Source organism: Cellulomonas sp. P4_H4, assembly GCF_056400865.1.
Genome location: NZ_JBFUKL010000001.1, coordinates 499,450 through 516,092 on the forward strand (window position 1 = coordinate 499,450; position 16,643 = coordinate 516,092).

Annotated in this window: 13 protein-coding genes; 5 read left to right on the plus strand and 8 right to left on the minus strand. The window is 73.5% G+C overall.

The genetic code is table 11. The annotated features are described in order from the left end of the window. Window positions 1-2 precede the first annotated feature (2 nt). Entirely contained in the window at window positions 3-1,202 is a 1,200-nt protein-coding gene (locus AC1DPN_RS02535) for an NAD(P)-binding domain-containing protein (protein WP_477083145.1), read from the plus strand. A 122-nt stretch (window positions 1,203-1,324) separates the two neighbouring features. Then, the gene (locus AC1DPN_RS02540) at window positions 1,325-2,161 is read left to right on the plus strand and encodes a hypothetical protein (protein ID WP_477083146.1); all 837 of its coding nucleotides are present in this window, start codon (window positions 1,325-1,327) and stop codon (window positions 2,159-2,161) included. A 119-nt stretch (window positions 2,162-2,280) separates the two neighbouring features. Here AC1DPN_RS02540 and acs read toward each other — a convergent pair whose 3' ends face one another. Continuing rightward, window positions 2,281-4,302 carry an acetate--CoA ligase gene (gene acs / locus AC1DPN_RS02545; protein ID WP_477083147.1) on the minus strand — a complete coding sequence of 674 codons (2,022 nt, stop codon included), beginning with the start codon at window positions 4,300-4,302 and terminating at the stop codon, window positions 2,281-2,283. An 85-nt stretch (window positions 4,303-4,387) separates the two neighbouring features. Next, the gene (locus AC1DPN_RS02550) at window positions 4,388-5,479 is read right to left on the minus strand and encodes a hypothetical protein (RefSeq protein ID WP_477083148.1); all 1,092 of its coding nucleotides are present in this window, start codon (window positions 5,477-5,479) and stop codon (window positions 4,388-4,390) included. Between the two features lie 192 nt (window positions 5,480-5,671). Between AC1DPN_RS02550 and AC1DPN_RS02555 the strand changes: the two genes are divergently transcribed. Continuing rightward, window positions 5,672-6,742 (plus strand): NADH:flavin oxidoreductase/NADH oxidase, encoded by a 1,071-nt coding sequence (locus AC1DPN_RS02555; protein WP_477083149.1) that lies wholly within the window; start codon window positions 5,672-5,674, stop codon window positions 6,740-6,742. On the opposite strand, the gene hutI is transcribed toward AC1DPN_RS02555, so the two are convergent. Genes hutI through hutH form a run of 5 tightly spaced genes read right to left on the minus strand, consistent with a single transcriptional unit; the run spans window position 6,739 to window position 13,544 of the window. Beyond that, the gene (hutI, locus tag AC1DPN_RS02560; RefSeq protein ID WP_477083150.1) at window positions 6,739-7,881 is read right to left on the minus strand and encodes an imidazolonepropionase; all 1,143 of its coding nucleotides are present in this window, start codon (window positions 7,879-7,881) and stop codon (window positions 6,739-6,741) included. The genes AC1DPN_RS02555 and hutI overlap by 4 nt on opposite strands. Continuing rightward, on the minus strand, window positions 7,878-9,191 hold the full coding sequence (locus AC1DPN_RS02565) for a formimidoylglutamate deiminase (RefSeq protein ID WP_477083151.1): 1,314 nt from the start codon (window positions 9,189-9,191) through the stop codon (window positions 7,878-7,880). The genes hutI and AC1DPN_RS02565 overlap by 4 nt, the downstream gene beginning before the upstream one ends. After that, window positions 9,188-10,336, minus strand: a complete 1,149-nt coding sequence (locus AC1DPN_RS02570) for an allantoate amidohydrolase (RefSeq protein WP_477083840.1) — start codon at window positions 10,334-10,336, stop codon at window positions 9,188-9,190. Before AC1DPN_RS02570 ends, AC1DPN_RS02565 begins: the two co-directional genes overlap by 4 nt. An 11-nt stretch (window positions 10,337-10,347) precedes the next feature. Further along, complete coding sequence (hutU, locus tag AC1DPN_RS02575; protein WP_477083152.1) at window positions 10,348-12,012, minus strand: urocanate hydratase; 1,665 nt, start codon at window positions 12,010-12,012, stop codon at window positions 10,348-10,350. Continuing rightward, window positions 12,009-13,544, minus strand: a complete 1,536-nt coding sequence (gene hutH / locus AC1DPN_RS02580) for a histidine ammonia-lyase (protein WP_477083153.1) — start codon at window positions 13,542-13,544, stop codon at window positions 12,009-12,011. Before hutH ends, hutU begins: the two co-directional genes overlap by 4 nt. Before the next feature lie 79 nt (window positions 13,545-13,623). Here hutH and AC1DPN_RS02585 point away from each other — a divergent pair, with 79 nt between their 5' ends. After that, complete coding sequence (locus AC1DPN_RS02585) at window positions 13,624-14,358, plus strand: IclR family transcriptional regulator (RefSeq protein WP_477083154.1); 735 nt, start codon at window positions 13,624-13,626, stop codon at window positions 14,356-14,358. On the opposite strand, the gene AC1DPN_RS02590 is transcribed toward AC1DPN_RS02585, so the two are convergent. After that, complete coding sequence (locus AC1DPN_RS02590) at window positions 14,355-15,767, minus strand: NAD-dependent malic enzyme (protein WP_477083155.1); 1,413 nt, start codon at window positions 15,765-15,767, stop codon at window positions 14,355-14,357. The genes AC1DPN_RS02585 and AC1DPN_RS02590 overlap by 4 nt on opposite strands. 49 nt (window positions 15,768-15,816) lie before the next feature. Between AC1DPN_RS02590 and AC1DPN_RS02595 the strand changes: the two genes are divergently transcribed. Continuing rightward, window positions 15,817-16,632 carry a Fic family protein gene (locus AC1DPN_RS02595; protein WP_477083156.1) on the plus strand — a complete coding sequence of 272 codons (816 nt, stop codon included), beginning with the start codon at window positions 15,817-15,819 and terminating at the stop codon, window positions 16,630-16,632. The last annotated feature ends 11 nt before the right edge of the window (window positions 16,633-16,643 follow it).

Here is a 16,643-nt window from a genome sequence, read left to right on the forward strand (position 1 = left end):
CCATGGACCCGTCCCAGAGCCCCCCGGAGACACGTCGGTCCCGGCGCGCCCGGACGCCCGCGCAGCCCGTCCCGGTCGACGTGACCGTCGTGGTGATCGGCGCGGGACAGGCAGGGCTCTCGACCGCGTACCACCTGCGCTCGCAGGGCATGGTCGCCGTGGGCGAGGCCGGCTGGGAGTCGGCCGGCGAGACGTTCGTGATCCTCGACGACGCACCGCAGGCCGGCGGCGCGTGGCAGCACCGGTGGCCGGGCCTGACCATGGCCGACGCGCACGGCGTGCACGACCTGCCGGGGATGCCTCTGGTCGCGCCCGACCCTGCCGAGCCCGCTGCGTTCGCGGTGCCGTACTACTTCGCCCAGTACGAGGAAGCGTTCGACCTGCGCGTGCAGCGACCCGTGCGCGTCACGCGCGTGACAGACTCCGACGGCTCCCTGCTCGTCTCGTCACAGAGCGTCACGCGTCCCGACGAGGTCGTCGTGTGGCGCGCCCGAGGGTTGGTCAACGCGTCCGGCACGTGGCAGAAGCCGTTCTGGCCGACGTACCCCGGACGCGAGTCGTTCGAGGGTCGCCAGCTGCACTCGCACGACTTCCGACTCCCCGAGGACCTGTCCGACGGGCACGTGGTCGTGATCGGCGGCGGCACGTCCGCGGTCCAGCTGACGCTCGCGATCGCCCGCGTCACGACGACCACCTGGGTCACCCGCCGGCCGCCCGCGTGGAGCGACGTGCTGTTCACGCCCGAGGTCGGCCGTGACGCCGTCGCGCAGGTGGACGCCCGCACCCGGGCGGGGCTGCCGCCCCAGAGCATCGTGTCGGTGACCGGCCTGCCGCTCACCCCCGAGTACCGCCTCGGCATCACCGCCGGGATCCTCGCGGCACGCCCGATGTTCTCCCGGATCACGCCGGACGGCGCCGCGTGGTCCTCCGACGACGAGGTGGCCGACGGCTGGGTGGGCGGTCCGGAGTTCGTCGAGGCGCGGACGCTGCTCTGGTGCACCGGGTTCCGCGCCTCGCTCGACCACCTGGCCCCTCTGGGCCTGCGGGCGCCCGGCGGCGGGATCGTCATGGACGGCACGCAGGTGGTCGCCGACCCGCGTATCCAGCTCGTGGGCTACGGGCCTAGTGCGTCGACCATCGGCGCGAACCGCGCGGGCCGCGAGGCGGCTCACAACCTGCGCACGCTCTGGTCGCTGAGATGAGTGCGAACCGCGCGGGCCGCGAGGCGGTTCACAACCTGCGGACGCTCTGGTCGCTGAGATGAGTGCGAACCGCGCGGGCCGCGAGGCGGTTCACCACCTGCGGACCCTGTGGTCGCGCTGAGGTGATCTGGGCGATCCTCGCTGCGGTCGTGTCGTCGGCCGCCTACGGCGTCAGCACGATCATGCAGGCGGTGGCCACGCGCAGGACTGCCGGACTCGCGGTGGTCAAGCAGCCGCTGGTCATCGCAGCCTTCGCGGTCGACGGGCTGGCCGCGGTGCTCTCGCTCCTGGCGCTGGACAAGCTGCCGCTGTTCGTCGTGCAGGCGATCATCGCTGCGTCGCTCGTGGTCGTCGTGGTCCTCGCGCGGTTCGTGCTCGGCACCCGGATGCGCCCGCTCGATGTCGTCGCGGTGATCACGGTCGTCGTCGCCCTCGTGCTCGTGTCGCTCGCCGGCGGCGAACAGCCGAAGGTCCCAGCTCCGCCCGGCTTCGTCACGATCATGCTCGTCGCGTCCGTCGGGCTCACGGTCCTCATGGTCCTGGCCTACAGGTCAGGGCCGCCGATCGTCCTGGCGGTGATCGGCGGGCTCGGCTACTCCGGCGCAGCCATCGGGGCCCGTGCCGCGACCTGGTCGGACGGCTTCTGGGCGACGATCTTCCAGCCGCTCGCCCTGGCGATCGTCCTGTGCGTGGTTGCCGGGGCTCTCGCCTACCTGCGCGCTCTCGAACGCGGGTCGGTGGGCACCACGGCCGCGGTCGTCTCCGTCCTGGAGGTCGTGGTCCCGGGCGTCGTGGGCATCTGGGTGCTGGGGGACCGCATCCGCGACGGCTGGGACCCCGCAGCCGCGATCGGCATCGCGCTCGCGCTTGGCGGATGCGTGGCGCTGGCCCTGAGCCCGGCGAACGCCTCGGCCGAGGCGTCCGCCAGCAACAGGGCGGCGCTCAGTCCTCCTGCCTGATGTCGGCCCGAGCCTGCGCTGCGCTCCGGCTCAGTCCTTTTGCCTGATGTCGGCCCGAGTCTGCGCTCCGCTACGGGCGCGTGCCGCTGCGCGGCCCACACCCTCCGCTTCGCTCCGGCTCAGTCCTCCTGCTTCGCGCCCGGAGCCGACAGCCCCTGCGCGATCAGGTCCATGACCGACGAGTCGGCCAGGGTCGTCGCGTCGCCCACCTGGCGGTGCTCGGCGACGTCGCGCAGCAGCCGCCGCATGATCTTGCCGGACCGCGTCTTGGGTAGCTCCGCCACGACGAGGATCTGGCGAGGCTTGGCGATCGGGCCGATGGCCTTGGCGACGTGGTTGCGCAGCTCGGTCTGCACGGCGTCCGCGTCCTTGTCGCCGCCGCTCGCGTCGCCGCGCAGGATCACGAACGCGACGACCGCCTGCCCCGTCGTCTCGTCGTTGGCGCCGACGACGGCCGCCTCGGCGACCCACGGGTGGCTCACCAGTGCGGACTCGATCTCCGTGGTCGACAGCCGGTGGCCCGAGACGTTCATGACGTCGTCGACGCGACCCAGCAGCCAGATGTCGCCGTCGTCGTCCTTCTTGGCGCCGTCGCCTGCGAAGTACAGGTTCCGGAACCGCGACCAGTAGGTGTCCTTGTAGCGCTCCGGGTCGCCCCAGATGCCGCGCAGCATGGACGGCCACGGCTCGGTGATCACGAGGTAGCCGCCGGCCCCGTCGGGCACGGAGTGTGCCTCGTCGTCGACGACGTCCGCTGCGATGCCCGGCAACGCGACCTGGGCCGAGCCCGGCTTGGTCTCCGTGACGCCCGGGAGCGGGCTGATCATGATCGCGCCGGTCTCGGTCTGCCACCACGTGTCGACGATCGGCGCGCGGTCCCCGCCGATCACGCGTCGGTACCAGATCCAGGCCTCGGGGTTGATGGGCTCGCCCACCGACCCGAGCACCCGCAGGCTCGACAGGTCGAACTGGTTCGGGATCTCCTCGCCCCACTTCATGCACGTACGGATCGCCGTGGGGGCGGTGTACAAGATGGTGACCTTGTATTTCTGGATGATCTCCCACCAGCGGCCGCGGTGCGGGGTGTCCGGCGTGCCCTCGTAGATGACCTGGGTCGCGCCGTTGATCAGAGGGCCGTAGACGACGTAGGTGTGACCGGTGATCCAGCCGACGTCGGCCGTGCACCAGTAGACGTCCGTCTCGGGCTTGAGGTCGAACACGTTGCGGTGCGTGTAGGCCGCCTGCGTCAGGTAGCCGCCCGTGGTGTGGAAGATGCCCTTGGGCTTCCCGGTGGTGCCCGAGGTGTACAGGATGAACAGCGGGTGCTCGGCCTCGACGGCGACCGGCGTGTGCTGGTCGGAGACGTTCTCGAGGGCGTCGGACCACCAGACGTCGCGGTCGTTCCAGGTGACGTCCTGGCCCGTGCGCTTCACGACGAGGACGTGCTCGACCGACGGCGTGCCCTTGGCGATCGCGTCGTCCACCGCAGGCTTCAGCGCGCTGGCCGCGCCCCGGCGGTACCCGCCGTCCGCGGTGACGACGAGCTTGGCCTCGGCGTCGTTGATCCGGCTGCTCAGCGCCTCCGCCGAGAAGCCGCCGAACACGACCGAGTGCGGTGCGCCGATGCGCGCGCACGCGAGCATCGTGACGACGGCCTCGGGGATCAGCGGGAGGTAGATGGCGACCCGGTCACCCAGGCCGATGCCGAGCGCGGTGAACGCGTTCGCGGCCTTGCAGACCTCGCGCTGCAGGTCGGCGTAGGTGATCGTGCGGGTGTCGCCGGCCTCACCCTCGAAGTGCAGCGCGACCCGGTCGCCGTTGCCTGCCTCGACGTGCCGGTCGACCGCGTTGTAGGCCGCGTTCAGCGTCCCGTCGGCGAACCAGCGTGCGAACGGGGCGTTCGACCAGTCGAGGACCTCCTCGAACGGCTTCTCCCAGCTCAACAGCTCTCGGGCCTGGTCCGCCCAGAAGCTCGGGCGGTCCGCGTTGGCCCAGGCGTACAGGTCGTGCTGGGCGTTGGCCTGCGCGGCGAACTCGATGCTCGGGGGGAAGCGGCGCTCCTCGGTGAGCAGGTTCTCGAGGCTGGTTGTTCCCGGGGTCGCCGCCGGGTTCGGGGTGGTCTCGGGCTCGTTCGCGGTCACGTGGACCACCTCCTGTGCAGCTACGTCGGTGCAGGTGGGACCGAGGTCCGGGAGGACTCTAGCCGGAGTACGGACCACCTGCCGATCAGGCCTTGTGGCGCTCGCGGAACTCCCCGAGGTGGACACCGCGCCGGCGCGCCGACGCGATGACGAGGCCGGCCAGGAGGAGCAGGAACCCGACGGCGATCACCATGCCCGACGTCGCGGCGACCGTGACATGGGTGATCGTCGGTCGCCAGCCCGTCGACGACAGGATCGTCAGCGTCTGCTCGCGCGCGAACGAGGGCGAGTACAGGAACACCGCCCCGACAGCGGTGAGCACGGCACCGCCTGTGATCGGGACTGCGGCCGTCCACACGCCCAGCAGCATGACGCAGCCGAGCAGCAGCAGACCGAGCGTGACCAGCACGATGCCGAAGACCGACGTCGTCGCGTCCCAGCCGTCGACCTGCGCCTCGAGGACCTCCGACTCGCCCAGGAGCAGGACGCCGGCGGCGATCGGCGTCAGGATCAGACCGACCAGCACACCGAGGATGTGCGAGCCCACGCTCGGACGGCTCGGGGCGTTCGGGTCGGGGAACAGACGGCCGTCAGACTCGGGCTCCGGGGTGATGGGGGCGGGCTGGGTCGGCGGGGGGCTCGCGACGGAGGCCGCGGCGACAGCGGCGAGCGTCGGGTCGGCGACCGGCGTCTGGGCGACGGCCGGGGTCGGAGTCGTCGCCGCAGTCACGGGCGCCGTCGCCAGGACAGGGTCCGGGGTCACGTCGGCGGGTGGGACGGGGGTCGGACGCACCACCGCGTGGCGGCCCGTGTCGAGGCTCACCGGCTCGGTCTTGGCGACGACCGGCGCCTCGGCGGGGCTCTCCTCGACCGGCGTCTTGGCAGGCGTCGTCTCCGCGACCGGCGCCGTCTTCGCGACCGGCGTCGTGACTGGTGTCGTCTCCGCTGCCGGTGTCGCGGTCGGCGTGGTGACCGGCGGCGTCTTGGCGACAGGTGCCGTCGCTGCGGGCGTCTCGGCGGCGGCGTGCGCCCCGGCCTCGGGTTGTTCGGTGACGACGCGTTCCACGGCGGCCGGCGACTCGACGGCGGGCTCGGTGGGGGGCGCGTCCGGGCTCGTCGGAACCGTCTCGGGAGAGGTGGTGTCGTCGGCCGGACGATCCGGGTCGGAGGTGCTCATGCGTGCTCCTCGGTGCAGGGCGCTGGGCGCAGGGCGCGGCGTGCAGGTTGCGGCGTCGGACGACGCGGCTGTCCCGATCACCGTATTGCCGGGACGCGTCGCCCGCCGTGCGGCGCGCGGCTCGCCGGCGGTGGCGGCCTCTGACATCCCACCCGGGGAATGGTCCCGGCGGTCCGTCGGTTGCCACGCGGTGTGAGCCTCCTCTTCACCCCGCTGACCCTGCGCGGCACCACGTTCGCCAACCGAGCCTGGCTGGCGCCCATGTGCCAGTACTCCGCGGTCGACGGGAGCCCGAACGACTGGCACCTGGTCCACCTGGGATCGCGCGCGTCCGGCGGGTTCGGCCTGCTGATCGCCGAGGCCACGGCCGTCGTCCCCGAGGGACGCATCTCGCCGCAGGACACCGGCCTGTGGCACGACCTCCACATCGCGGACTGGCGCAGGATCACCGACTTCGTGCACGAGCGCGGGACCCTGATCGGCGTGCAGCTCGCGCACGCCGGCCGCAAGGCGTCGACCTTCTCCCCGTTCGCCGCCGAACGCGGCTCGGTGCCGCTCGACCAGGGCGGCTGGACCACCGTCGGGCCCTCCGCGACGGCCTTCCCGGGCTACGCGGCGCCCGTCGCGATGACGCTCGACGCGATCGCGGCCATCCCGGCGGCGTTCGCTGCCGCCGCGCGCCGGGCCGACGACGCAGGCTTCGACGTCGTCGAGCTGCACGCCGCCCACGGCTACCTGCTGCACCAGTTCCTCTCACCGCTGTCCAACGAGCGCGACGACGAGTACGGAGGCCCGCTCGAGAACCGCGCGCGGCTGCTCGTCGAGACCGCGGATGCTGTCCGTGCCGTGTGGCCGGACGACAAGCCCCTGTTCGTGCGGCTCTCGGCGACCGACTGGGTCGAGGGCGGACTGACGGTCGACGAGGTGGCCCAGGTGGCCAAGGAGCTCGGCGGGCACGGCGTCGACCTGGTCGACGTCTCGACGGGCGGGAACGCACCCGCGTCCATCCCCGTCGGGCCGGGCTACCAGGTGCCCGCGGCGCGCGAGGTGCGGGCGACGTCCGGGCTGCCGGTCGCCGCGGTCGGTCTGCTGACCGACCCGGAGCAGGCCGAGGCCGTGCTGGAGGACGGGTCGGCGGATGCGGTGCTGCTGGGTCGCGAGGCCCTGCGCGACCCGTTCTGGCCGCTGCGCGCGGCGCACGAGCTGGCGGCCGACGACGTCTCGGCGTGGCAGCCGCAGTACCGCCGCGCCACCTGGGCCTAGAAGGTCAGGCTGCGAGCCAGAGGCACGCCCGGCCGGTAGGCCAGGTGCTGGTGGCTCGGGGCGTCCAGCACGGCGAGGTCCGCGCGAGCTCCGAGCCGCAGGTGGCCGACGTCGTCGCGACGCAGGGCGTGAGCCCCTCCGAGGGTGGCCGCCCGCACGGCCTCGGCGACCGTCATCCGCATCTCGCGGACGGCGAGCGCGATCATCAGCGGCATCGACGTCGAGAAGCACGTGCCGGGGTTGCAGTCGGTGGCTAGCGCGACCTCGACGCCGGCGCCGAGCAGTCGCCGGGCATCCGGGTATGGCGAACGCGTGGAGAACTCGACGCCCGGCAGCAGGGTGGCGACCGTGCTGCCCTCGGCCAGGGCCGCGACGTCCGCGTCGCTCAGGTACGTGCAGTGGTCGACGCTCGCCGCATCGAGCTCGACGGCCAGCCGCACACCCGGCCCGTGACCCAGCTGGTTGCCGTGCACGCGTAGCCCGAGGCCCGCGGACCGGGCGGCGAGCAGGACCTCGCGGGCCTCGTCGCCGTCGAACGCGACCGGGCTCGCCGGCTCGCAGAACACGTCGGCCCAGCGAGCGAGCGGCGCGCACGCCGCGAGCATGGGGCCGGTGACCAGCGAGACGTAGTCGGCCCGGTCGACGTCCGGCGGGACCACGTGCGCGCCGAGGAACGTGGTCTCGGTCGTGACCTCGCGGGCCAGGCCGAGCAGGCGTTCCTCCGTCGCGACGTCCAGCCCGTAGCCGCTCTTGATCTCGAGGGTCGTGGTGCCCTGGTGGCGCGCCTCGGCGACCAGGGCGGCCAGGCGTGCGCGCAGCTCGTCGTCGGTCGCCGCCCGCGTCGCCGCGACCGTCGTCGCGATCCCGCCGCCGGTGTACGCGGTGCCGGCCATGCGGGCCTCGAACTCGGCGGCCCGGTCGCCCGCGAAGACGAGGTGCGTGTGCGAGTCGACGAAGCCGGGGAGCACCGCGGCGCCGCCGAGGTCGGTGGCCCGGTCGGCGGCGGGCGCCTCCCGCGCGGGACCGACCCACGCCACGACCCCGTCCTCCGCGACGAGTGCCGCGTCGAGCAGCGGTCCGTCGAACCGGGGGTCGTGCGTGATCAGCTCGCCGATCCCCGTGACCAGGTGCGACGTCATCGGGTCCCCTCCCAGGCTGCTGCGACGGCAGCCCCCAGCATCGCCCCGACGTCACCGAGGACGTGCCGCCCGCCCGCGACCCGCACGACGCCACTGCTGACCACCGTGTCGACGTCGGCCGCGCCGGCGACGAGGACCAGCTGAGCCGCGTCGGAACCCGCGGTGCGCAGGGTGTCGGTGCGGACGGCGACGAGGTCGGCCCGGGCGCCGGGCTCCAGCCGCCCACCCGTCGGGTCGCCGAGGCTCGTGTGGCCTCCCGCCGTGAGCATCTCGGCGAGCTCGGCGGGCGTGAAGACCCCGCGCGACTCGGCGGCGAGGCGTTCGTGCATCTCGACCGACCGGACCTCGGCCAGCAGGTCGGTGCGGACGTGCTGGTCGCTGCCGACGCTCAGGCGCGCGCCGGCTGCCGAGAGCGCCGAGCCGGGGGCGATCCCGTCGCCGAGGTCCTGCTCCGTCGACGGGCACAGGCAGATGCCGGTCCGGGTCGAGCCGAGGATCGCGACGTCCTCCGCGGTCAGGTGCACGGCGTGGATCGCGGTGGTCGCCGGACCGAGCGCGCCGGCGTCCTCCAGGACGCGGGTCGGGGTCACGCCGAACGTCGCCAGCGACTGCTCGTTCTCCAGGCGCTGCTCCGACAGGTGCACGTGCAACGGACGCCCGGTGGCGTGCGCGGCGATCGCCGGGATCGCGTCGAGCGGGACGGCGCGGACCGAGTGGATCGCGGCGCCGACCTTGAGGGTGTCGTCGGGCCGGATCGCAGCGACCCGGGCGGCCCATGCGTCGGCGTCGTGGTCGCCGAACCGCAGCTGGGCGCCCTCGAGAGGCGCGTCGATCCCACCGGTCAGGTAGGCCGTGTCCAGCAGGGTGATCCGCAGCCCGGCGTCGTGCGCGGCGGTGCGCAGAGCCTCGGCCATGACGTTCGGGTCGTCGTACGGGGTGCCGCCCGGGGTGTGGTGCAGGTAGTGGAACTCGCCGACCGCGGTGACCCCGGCGAGGACCATCTCGGCATAGGTCGCGCGGGCGAGATCGAGGTAGGTGTCGGGCGTGAGGGTCGCGGCCAGCGCGTACATCCGTTCGCGCCAGGTCCAGAACGTGCCGCCCTCGTCGTGCGTGCGGCCTCGCAGCGCGCGGTGGAAGGCGTGCGAGTGGGCGTTGGCGAAGCCGGGCAGGACGACGCCGGGGAGCCGGTGGTCGGTGGGCTGTGGTCGCCCGTGCGTGACGGTGGTGATCCGGCCGTCGGCCGTCTCCAGGCGGACGTCCGTCGCGAGGCCGTCGGGGAGGAGCGCCTGCGCGGCCCAGTAGGTCGTCATGACAGGAGGCGTTCGAGCGTCGCGGCGAGCGCCTCGACGCCCGCCAGGCAGTCGGCCTCGTCGGCGTCCTCGGCGGGCGCGTGCGAGATGCCGGACGGGTTGCGGACGAAGAGCATCGCCGTCGGGATGCCCGCCGCGGCGAGGATGCCGGCGTCGTGGCCCGCGCCCGTGCCGAGCCGCGGCGGGTCGCCCAGGGCACCGGCGACGACGTCCGCGAGGTCCGCGTCAAGGACGGTGACCGGGGTCCAGGACTCCTCGGCCGGTTCGTAGGACGCCAGGGCGGCGAGGACCGCGCGGACCGCCGCCTCGTCCTCCGCGCGCACGTCCAGCCAGGCCGTGACCTGCGACGGGATCGCGTTGACCCCGTTGGGATCGACCCGCAGCTTGCCGACGGTGGCCAGCGCGCCCGCACGCTGCGCCGCGTCACGCACGTGCGTGACGAACGCGGCGAGCGCGAGCATCGGGTCGCGGCGGTCGGCCAACGGCGTCGTCCCGGCGTGGTTGGCCTCGCCGCGGAGCTCGACCCGCCAGCGGCCGTGCGGCCAGATCATCCGGCCGACGCCCACCGGGTCCCCGCTGTGCACGAGACCGCGGCCCTGCTCGACGTGCAGCTCGACGAACGACGCGATCCGGCGCAGCGCCTCCGGGTCCGGGCCGAGCGACGACGGGTCGCGCCCCGCCGTGCTCCACGCCTCCGCCATCGTGACCCCGTCGACGTCGCGAAGCCCGCGGGCACGGTCGGCATCGAGGACCCCCGTGATCAGGCGGGAGCCCGCGCACGCGACGCCGAACCGGGCACCTTCCTCGTCGACGAAGTTCGCGATGCCCAGCGGCCGGGAGGGCGCGAACCCGCGTTCCCGCAACGCATCGAGCGCCGCGAAGCCGCTGACGACCCCGAGCGGCCCGTCGAAGGCGCCGCCGCCGGGCACGGAGTCGAGGTGGCTTCCGGTCACGATCCCCGGCGCCGCGTCGGGGTCGCCCCACCACGCCCACTGGTTGCCTGCGCGGTCGGTGACGAGGTCGAGCCCGCGCGCCGCGGCCTCGCCGGCGAACCACTCGCGCAGCTGGTGGTCCTCGGAGGTCCAGGCGAACCGGCGGTAGCCGCCGTCGTCGGCGCGACCGACCGGCTGCAGGTCCGCCCACATCCGCGCGAAGGTCACGACCCGCCCTCCCGCATGGGTATGCGCAGCCCGTTGGCCGCCGCGACCTCGTCGGCCCGCGGGTAGCCCGCGTCGACGTGCCGCAGCACGCCCATGCCTGGGTCGTTGGACAGCACCCGGGCGAGCTTGCGTGCGGCCAGGTCGGTGCCGTCGGCGACGGACACCTGCCCGGCGTGGATCGAGCGACCCATGCCGACGCCGCCGCCGTGGTGGATCGACACCCACGTGGCGCCCGACGACGCCGCGACCAGCGCGTTGAGCAGCGGCCAGTCGGCGATCGCGTCCGAGCCGTCGGCCATCCCCTCGGTCTCCCGGTACGGGGACGCGACCGACCCGGCGTCGAGGTGGTCGCGGCCGATGACGAGCGGCGCGGCCACGTCCCCGGAGGCGACGAGCTCGTTGAACCGCAGCCCGGCGCGGTCGCGCTCGCCGTGCCCGAGCCAGCAGATCCGCGCCGGCAGGCCCTGGAACGCCACCCGGTCCTGGGCGGCGCGGATCCAGCGGTGCAGGTGGTCGTTCTCCGGGAACAGGTCGAGGACGGCCTGGTCGGTGACGGCGATGTCCCTCGGGTCGCCCGAGAGTGCGGCCCACCGGAACGGCCCCTTGCCCTCCGCGAACAGCGGCCGGATGTACGCCGGCACGAAGCCGGGGAACTCGAACGCGCGGTCGTAGCCGCCCTGACGGGCCTCGTCGCGGATCGAGTTGCCGTAGTCGAACACCTCGGCGCCGGCGTCCATGAACCCGACCATCGCCTCGACGTGCCGGGCCATCGACTCGCGGGCGCGCTCGGTGAACTCGTCGGGCTTGGCCGCGGCGTACGCGGCCCAGTCGGCGACGTCGACGCCGACCGGCAGGTAGCTCAGCGGGTCGTGCGCGGACGTCTGGTCGGTCACGACGTCGACCTCGACGCCGCGGCGCAGCAGCTCGGGCAGCACGGACGCGCAGTTGCCGACGACGCCGACGGAAAGTGCCGTCTTCGTGCTCTTCGCCTCCGTGACCAGCGCGATCGCCTCGTCGAGGCTCGTCGCGACCCGGTCCAGGTACCGGTCGCGGACGCGTCGGTGCAGGCGCTCGCCGTCGACGTCGACGATGAGGCACGCGCCGCCGTTGAGCGTCACCGCGAGCGGCTGCGCGCCGCCCATCCCGCCGCAGCCGCCGGTCACCGTCAGGGTTCCCGCGAGGGTGCCGCCGAACCTGCTCTCGGCGACCGCTGCGAGCGTCTCGTAGGTGCCCTGGAGGATCCCCTGCGTGCCGATGTAGATCCACGAGCCTGCGGTCATCTGCCCGTACATCGTCAGGCCGAGCTGCTCGAGCCGTCGGAACTCGGGCCAGGTCGCCCAGTCGCCGACGAGGTTCGAGTTCGCGATCAGCACGCGCGGCGCCCACTCGTGCGTCCGCAGCACGCCGACCGGCTTGCCCGACTGGACGAGCAGCGTCTCGTCGTCGTCGATCGTCGTGAGTGTCCGGATGATGGCGTCGTACGCGTCCCACGACCGCGCGGCCTTGCCGGTGCCGCCGTAGACCACCAGGTCGTCCGGGCGCTCGGCGACCGCGGGGTCCAGGTTGTTCATGAGCATGCGCAGCGGGGCTTCGGTCTGCCAGCTGCGGGCGGTCAGCGTGGTTCCGCGAGGCGCGCGGACGGGGCGAGGACCGGAGGTCATGGGCGTGCTCCTTCGTGCAGGGCTGCAGCGACGACAGCTCCCGATCCGACGGCCTCGGCCGCCGTCTCGAGGTCGGGGGACAGGAACGTGTCCGGGCCGGGGCCCGAGATCCCGCGCTCGCGGAGCAGGTCACGGACGGCGCCGGACGCGGGCGACGGCGTGAGCGGGGAGCGCAGGTCGATCGCGCGGGCCGCCGTGAGGACCTCGATGCCGAGCACCCGGGTCAGGGCGTCGATCGCGCGACGGAGCTTGCGAGCCGCGTGCCAGCCCATCGACACGTGGTCCTCCTGCATGGCCGACGACGGGATCGAGTCGACGCTGGCCGGAGCCGCGAGCCGCTTGAGCTCCGAGACCAGACCGGCTGCCGTGTACTGCGCGATCATCAGGCCCGAGTCGACCCCGGGGTCGTGCGCCAGGAACGCGGGGAGACCGTGGTTGCGGGCGACGTCGAGGAATCGGTCCGTGCGGCGCTCGGACATGCTCGCGACGTCGGCCACGGCGATCGCGAGGAAGTCGAGCACGTAGCCGACGGGCGCGCCGTGGAAGTTCCCGTTGGACTCGACGCGACCGTCGTCGGTGATCACCGGGTTGTCGATCGCCGCGGCGAGCTCGCGCTCGGCGACGGCCCGCGCGTGGGCGACCGTGTCGCGGGCTGCGCCGTGCACCTGCGGCGCGCAGCGCAGCGAGTACGCGTCCTGCACGCGGGTGCACTCCGGGGTCTTGTGGCTGGCCATGATCTCGGAGCCGTGCAGCACGGCCCGGATGTTCGCGGCCGAGACTGCCTGGCCCGGGTGCGGCCGGAGGGCCTGGAGGTCCGCGGCGAACACGGCGTCCGTGCCGAGCAAGGCCTCGACGCTCATCGCCGCGGCGACGTCGGCTGTGGTCAGGAGCAGGTCGAGGTCGTGCAGGGCGAGCGCGAGCATGCCGAGCATGCCGTCGGTGCCGTTGATGAGGGCCAGGCCCTCCTTCTCGGTGAGCGTGACGGGTCTCAGTCCCGCCTCCGCTGCCGGCATGAGCGTGCCTGCGGCGTCGCGGACGTCGCCCTCACCCATCAGCGCCAGCGCGCAGTGGGCCAGCGGTGCCAGGTCGCCCGAGCAGCCGAGCGAGCCGTACTCGCGCACCACGGGCGTGACGCCCGCGTCGAGCATCGCGGCGTAGGCGCTCGCGGTCTCCGGCCGGACGCCGGTGTGGCCGGTGGCGAGGGTCGAGAGGCGGAGCAGCATGAGGGCCCGGACGACCTCGCGCTCCACCTCCGGACCGGTGCTCGCGGCGTGCGAGCGGACCAGGCTGCGCTGCAGGTCGCGACGCTTCTCGGTCGGGATGGCCAGGGTGGCCAGCGCGCCGAAACCGGTCGAGATGCCGTAGTGCGGCTGGGTGTCCCGGGCCAGGTCGTCGACGACCGCACGACCGCGGGCGATCGCGGCGAGGGCCTCGTCGGACAGGCGCACCCCGGCGCCGTGCCGGGCGACGGCGACGATCTCGGTAACGGAGACGGGGCCGGTGCCGACGACGACGGTGTCGATGGTGCTCATGGTTCATGACACCGCGCACCGGCGCCCGGGCCCAGATGCTCCCTGGAGATAGTGTCTGGGATACCAGACAGGAGACCCGATGAGCGCTGTGCCCGCCGCGGACGCCACCCTCCGGCTGCTGCAGCACCTGTCGCGGACCGGCCCGCTGCCCGCCGCCTCGCTCGCGGCCGCGCTCGACCTGCCGCGGTCGACCACCTACCACCTGCTCACCGTCCTCACCGAGCACGGCTTCGTCGTCCACCTTCCCGAGGAGCGCCGCTACGGCCTGGGCCTCGCCGCGTTCGAGCTCGGCTCGGCGTACTCCCGCCAGGCGCCCCTGGCGCGCGCCGCGAGACCGGTACTCGCTCGGCTCGTCGACCAGGTCGGCGAGAGCGCGCACCTGGCCGTCCTGCACGGGCGGGACGTCCTGTACATCGTCGAGGAGCGCGCCGCCGGCCGGCCCGCGCTGGTCACCGACGTCGGCGTGCGGCTCCCGGCCCACCTCACGGCGAGCGGCCGCGCGATCCTCGCGGCGCTGCCCGCGGCCCAGGTGCGTGCGCTGTTCCCGGGGCGGGAGGCATTCGTCGATCGCACCGGGATCGGCCCGCGACGGCTGTCTGAGCTACGCACGGTCCTCACCGAGGTGCGCCGGGTCGGCTGGGCGCAGGAGCGCGGCGACGTGACCGCCGGGTTCGCGTCCGTCGCCTGCGCAGTCCGCGACCGCACCGGGCACCCGATCGCCGGGCTGGCCGTGACGTTCGCGGACGGTGACGTCCCCGAGGGGCTCGCGCGCGCGACCGAGCGGGCCGCGGCCGAGCTGGCCCGACGGGTCTAGATCGCGTAGCTCACGGGCGTCGCCGAGCTGGCGTGCGCGGCGTGCGTCACCGCAGCAGCGACCCTCGTCGTGACCTCGGGGTTAAAGACGCTCGGCACGATGTACGTGGGGTTCAGCTCGTCGTCGGTGACGACCGACGCGAGGGCGTACGCGGCGGCCAGGAGCATCTCGTCGGTGATCCGGTGCGACTGCGCGTCGAGCAGGCCGCGGAACACCCCCGGGAACGCGAGCACGTTGTTGATCTGGTTGGCGAAGTCCGAGCGGCCCGTCCCGACGACCGCCGCGTGCAGTGCCGCGTCGTCCGGGTCGACCTCGGGTCGGGGGTTGGCCAGGGCGAACACGATCGAGTCCGGGGCCATCGTCGCGACGTCGTCGCCCGTGATCACGTCGGGCGCTGAGACGCCGATGAACACGTCGGCGTCCCGCAGGGCATCGGGGATCGAACCGGTGATGCCGCGCGGGTTGGTGACCGCCGCGGTCCACTTCAGCGACTCGGCCAGGTTCGGGCGGTCGTGCCGGATGACGCCCTCGATGTCGGCGACGACGACGTCGCGCGCACCCGCGGCGAGCAGGAGCTTCAGCACGGCCGTGCCAGCGGCGCCGGCGCCCGAGAGCACGATGCGCACGGCCCCGAGCTTCTTGCCGACGACCTTCAGCGCATTGGTCAGTGCCGCGACCACGACGATCGCGGTGCCGTGCTGGTCGTCGTGGAACACCGGGATGTCGAGGCGTTCGCGCAGGCGTCGCTCGATCTCGAAGCACCGCGGCGCCGAGAAGTCCTCGAGGTTGATGCCCGCGAACACGGGTGCGATCGCGCAGATCGTCTCCACGATCTGGTCGACGTCCTGGGTGTCGAGCGCAATCGGGAAGGCGTCGATGCCCGCGAACCGCTTGAACAGGACGGCCTTGCCCTCCATCACGGGCAGCGACGCGAGCGGGCCGATGTTGCCCAGCCCGAGGACCGCGGTGCCGTCGGTGACCACCGCGATCGTGTTGCGCTTGATGGTGAGGCGGCGGGCGTCCTCGGGGTGGGCCGCGATCTGCTCGCACACGCGGGCGACGCCGGGCGTGTAGGCCATCGACAGGTCGTCGCGGTTGCGCAGCGGCACCTTGGACTCGATCGACAGCTTGCCGCCGAGGTGCATGAGGAACGTGCGGTCGCTGACACGGTCGACGACGACGCCCGCCAGGTCCCTCAGGGCCTCGACGATGTCCGCCGCGTGCTGCTCGCCACGCGTCGCGCAGGTGACGTCGACCGTCATCTGCTCGTGGCCCGACGCCGTGACGTCGAGGGCGGTGACGATGCCGCCTGCCTTCTCGATGGCAGTGGTGAGCTCGCTGACCGCCGTCGGACGAGCCTGCACCTCCAGCCGTGCCGTGATGGACGAGGAGACGCTCGGTGACACCATCCGGTCATTGTGTCGCTTTCGGGGTGTCATCCGCTCGTAGGGTGTCGCCGTGACCCTCGACCCGCTGCTCCAGCTGCCCGGAGTCACCGATGCCGTCGAGCGGGCGCGGGTCGCGTGCGAGGAGCTGCGCTGGCACGAGGCCTACCGCCGGCGTTGGCGCGAGGTGCGTGCCGAGGCAGGTCTGAGGGCGACGCGGGTGTCCGCCGAGCTCGAGGGAGCCCGGGTCCCGCTGTCCGTCGTACGGTCGCTGGCGACGGCCCCGACCTCCGACGACGAACCCGTCGTGGCCGGGGCCCTGCGCGCGACCGTCGTCGTCGAGGAGCTGATGCCCGACCTCGGTGCCCGCGGTGCCCCGTCGCTCCCGCCGTTCGGTCAGGTCCTCGCGCGCGTGCACGCCGCAGCGACCGGGGCGTGGTTGCCCGACGAGCACGTCGGACGCCTCCGCGTGGACCTGGCACCCGCCGACCTGACCGGCCTCGGGCCGGCCCTGGCGGGCAGCGAGCTGGCGGCCCGCGTCGACCTGCTGGCCTCGACGGCGGCCTCGTCGCAGGCACCCGCGCTCGTCGTCGCGGCGGTCGTGCACGGCGAGCTGCTGACGCTGCGTCCGTTCCGGGCGGGCAACGGCGTCGTCGCGCGGGCGATGGCTCGGCTGATGGTGTCGTCGCGGGGTCTGGACCCGACGGGTTCCGTCATCGAGTCGTGGTCGCTGAACCCGTACCTTGGGGCCGCGGCGGGTTTCGCGACCGGGACTTCCACGGGTGTCGCACAGTGGATCGAGGCGTGCTCGTCGGCGGTCGTCCAGGGTGCTGCGAGGGCGCGAGCGGTCGCTGACGGGGTGCTCGCCGGGACCGTTCCGGCCGACTGACCGACGTCCCA

Excerpts from the sequence above, each read along its gene's own strand:
- AC1DPN_RS02535 (WP_477083145.1), top strand. The coding sequence starts at position 3 with ATGGACCCGTCCCAGAGCCCCCCGGAGACACGTCGGTCCCGGCGCGCC.
- hutU (WP_477083152.1), bottom strand. The coding sequence starts at position 12,012 with ATGACCTCCGGTCCTCGCCCCGTCCGCGCGCCTCGCGGAACCACGCTG.
- AC1DPN_RS02590 (WP_477083155.1), bottom strand. The coding sequence starts at position 15,767 with ATGGTGTCACCGAGCGTCTCCTCGTCCATCACGGCACGGCTGGAGGTG.
- AC1DPN_RS02585 (WP_477083154.1), top strand. The coding sequence starts at position 13,624 with ATGAGCGCTGTGCCCGCCGCGGACGCCACCCTCCGGCTGCTGCAGCAC.
- AC1DPN_RS02570 (WP_477083840.1), bottom strand. The coding sequence starts at position 10,336 with ATGTGGGCGGACCTGCAGCCGGTCGGTCGCGCCGACGACGGCGGCTAC.
- hutH (WP_477083153.1), bottom strand. The coding sequence starts at position 13,544 with ATGAGCACCATCGACACCGTCGTCGTCGGCACCGGCCCCGTCTCCGTT.
- hutI (WP_477083150.1), bottom strand. The coding sequence starts at position 7,881 with ATGACGTCGCACCTGGTCACGGGGATCGGCGAGCTGATCACGCACGAC.
- AC1DPN_RS02550 (WP_477083148.1), bottom strand. The coding sequence starts at position 5,479 with ATGAGCACCTCCGACCCGGATCGTCCGGCCGACGACACCACCTCTCCC.
- AC1DPN_RS02565 (WP_477083151.1), bottom strand. The coding sequence starts at position 9,191 with ATGACGACCTACTGGGCCGCGCAGGCGCTCCTCCCCGACGGCCTCGCG.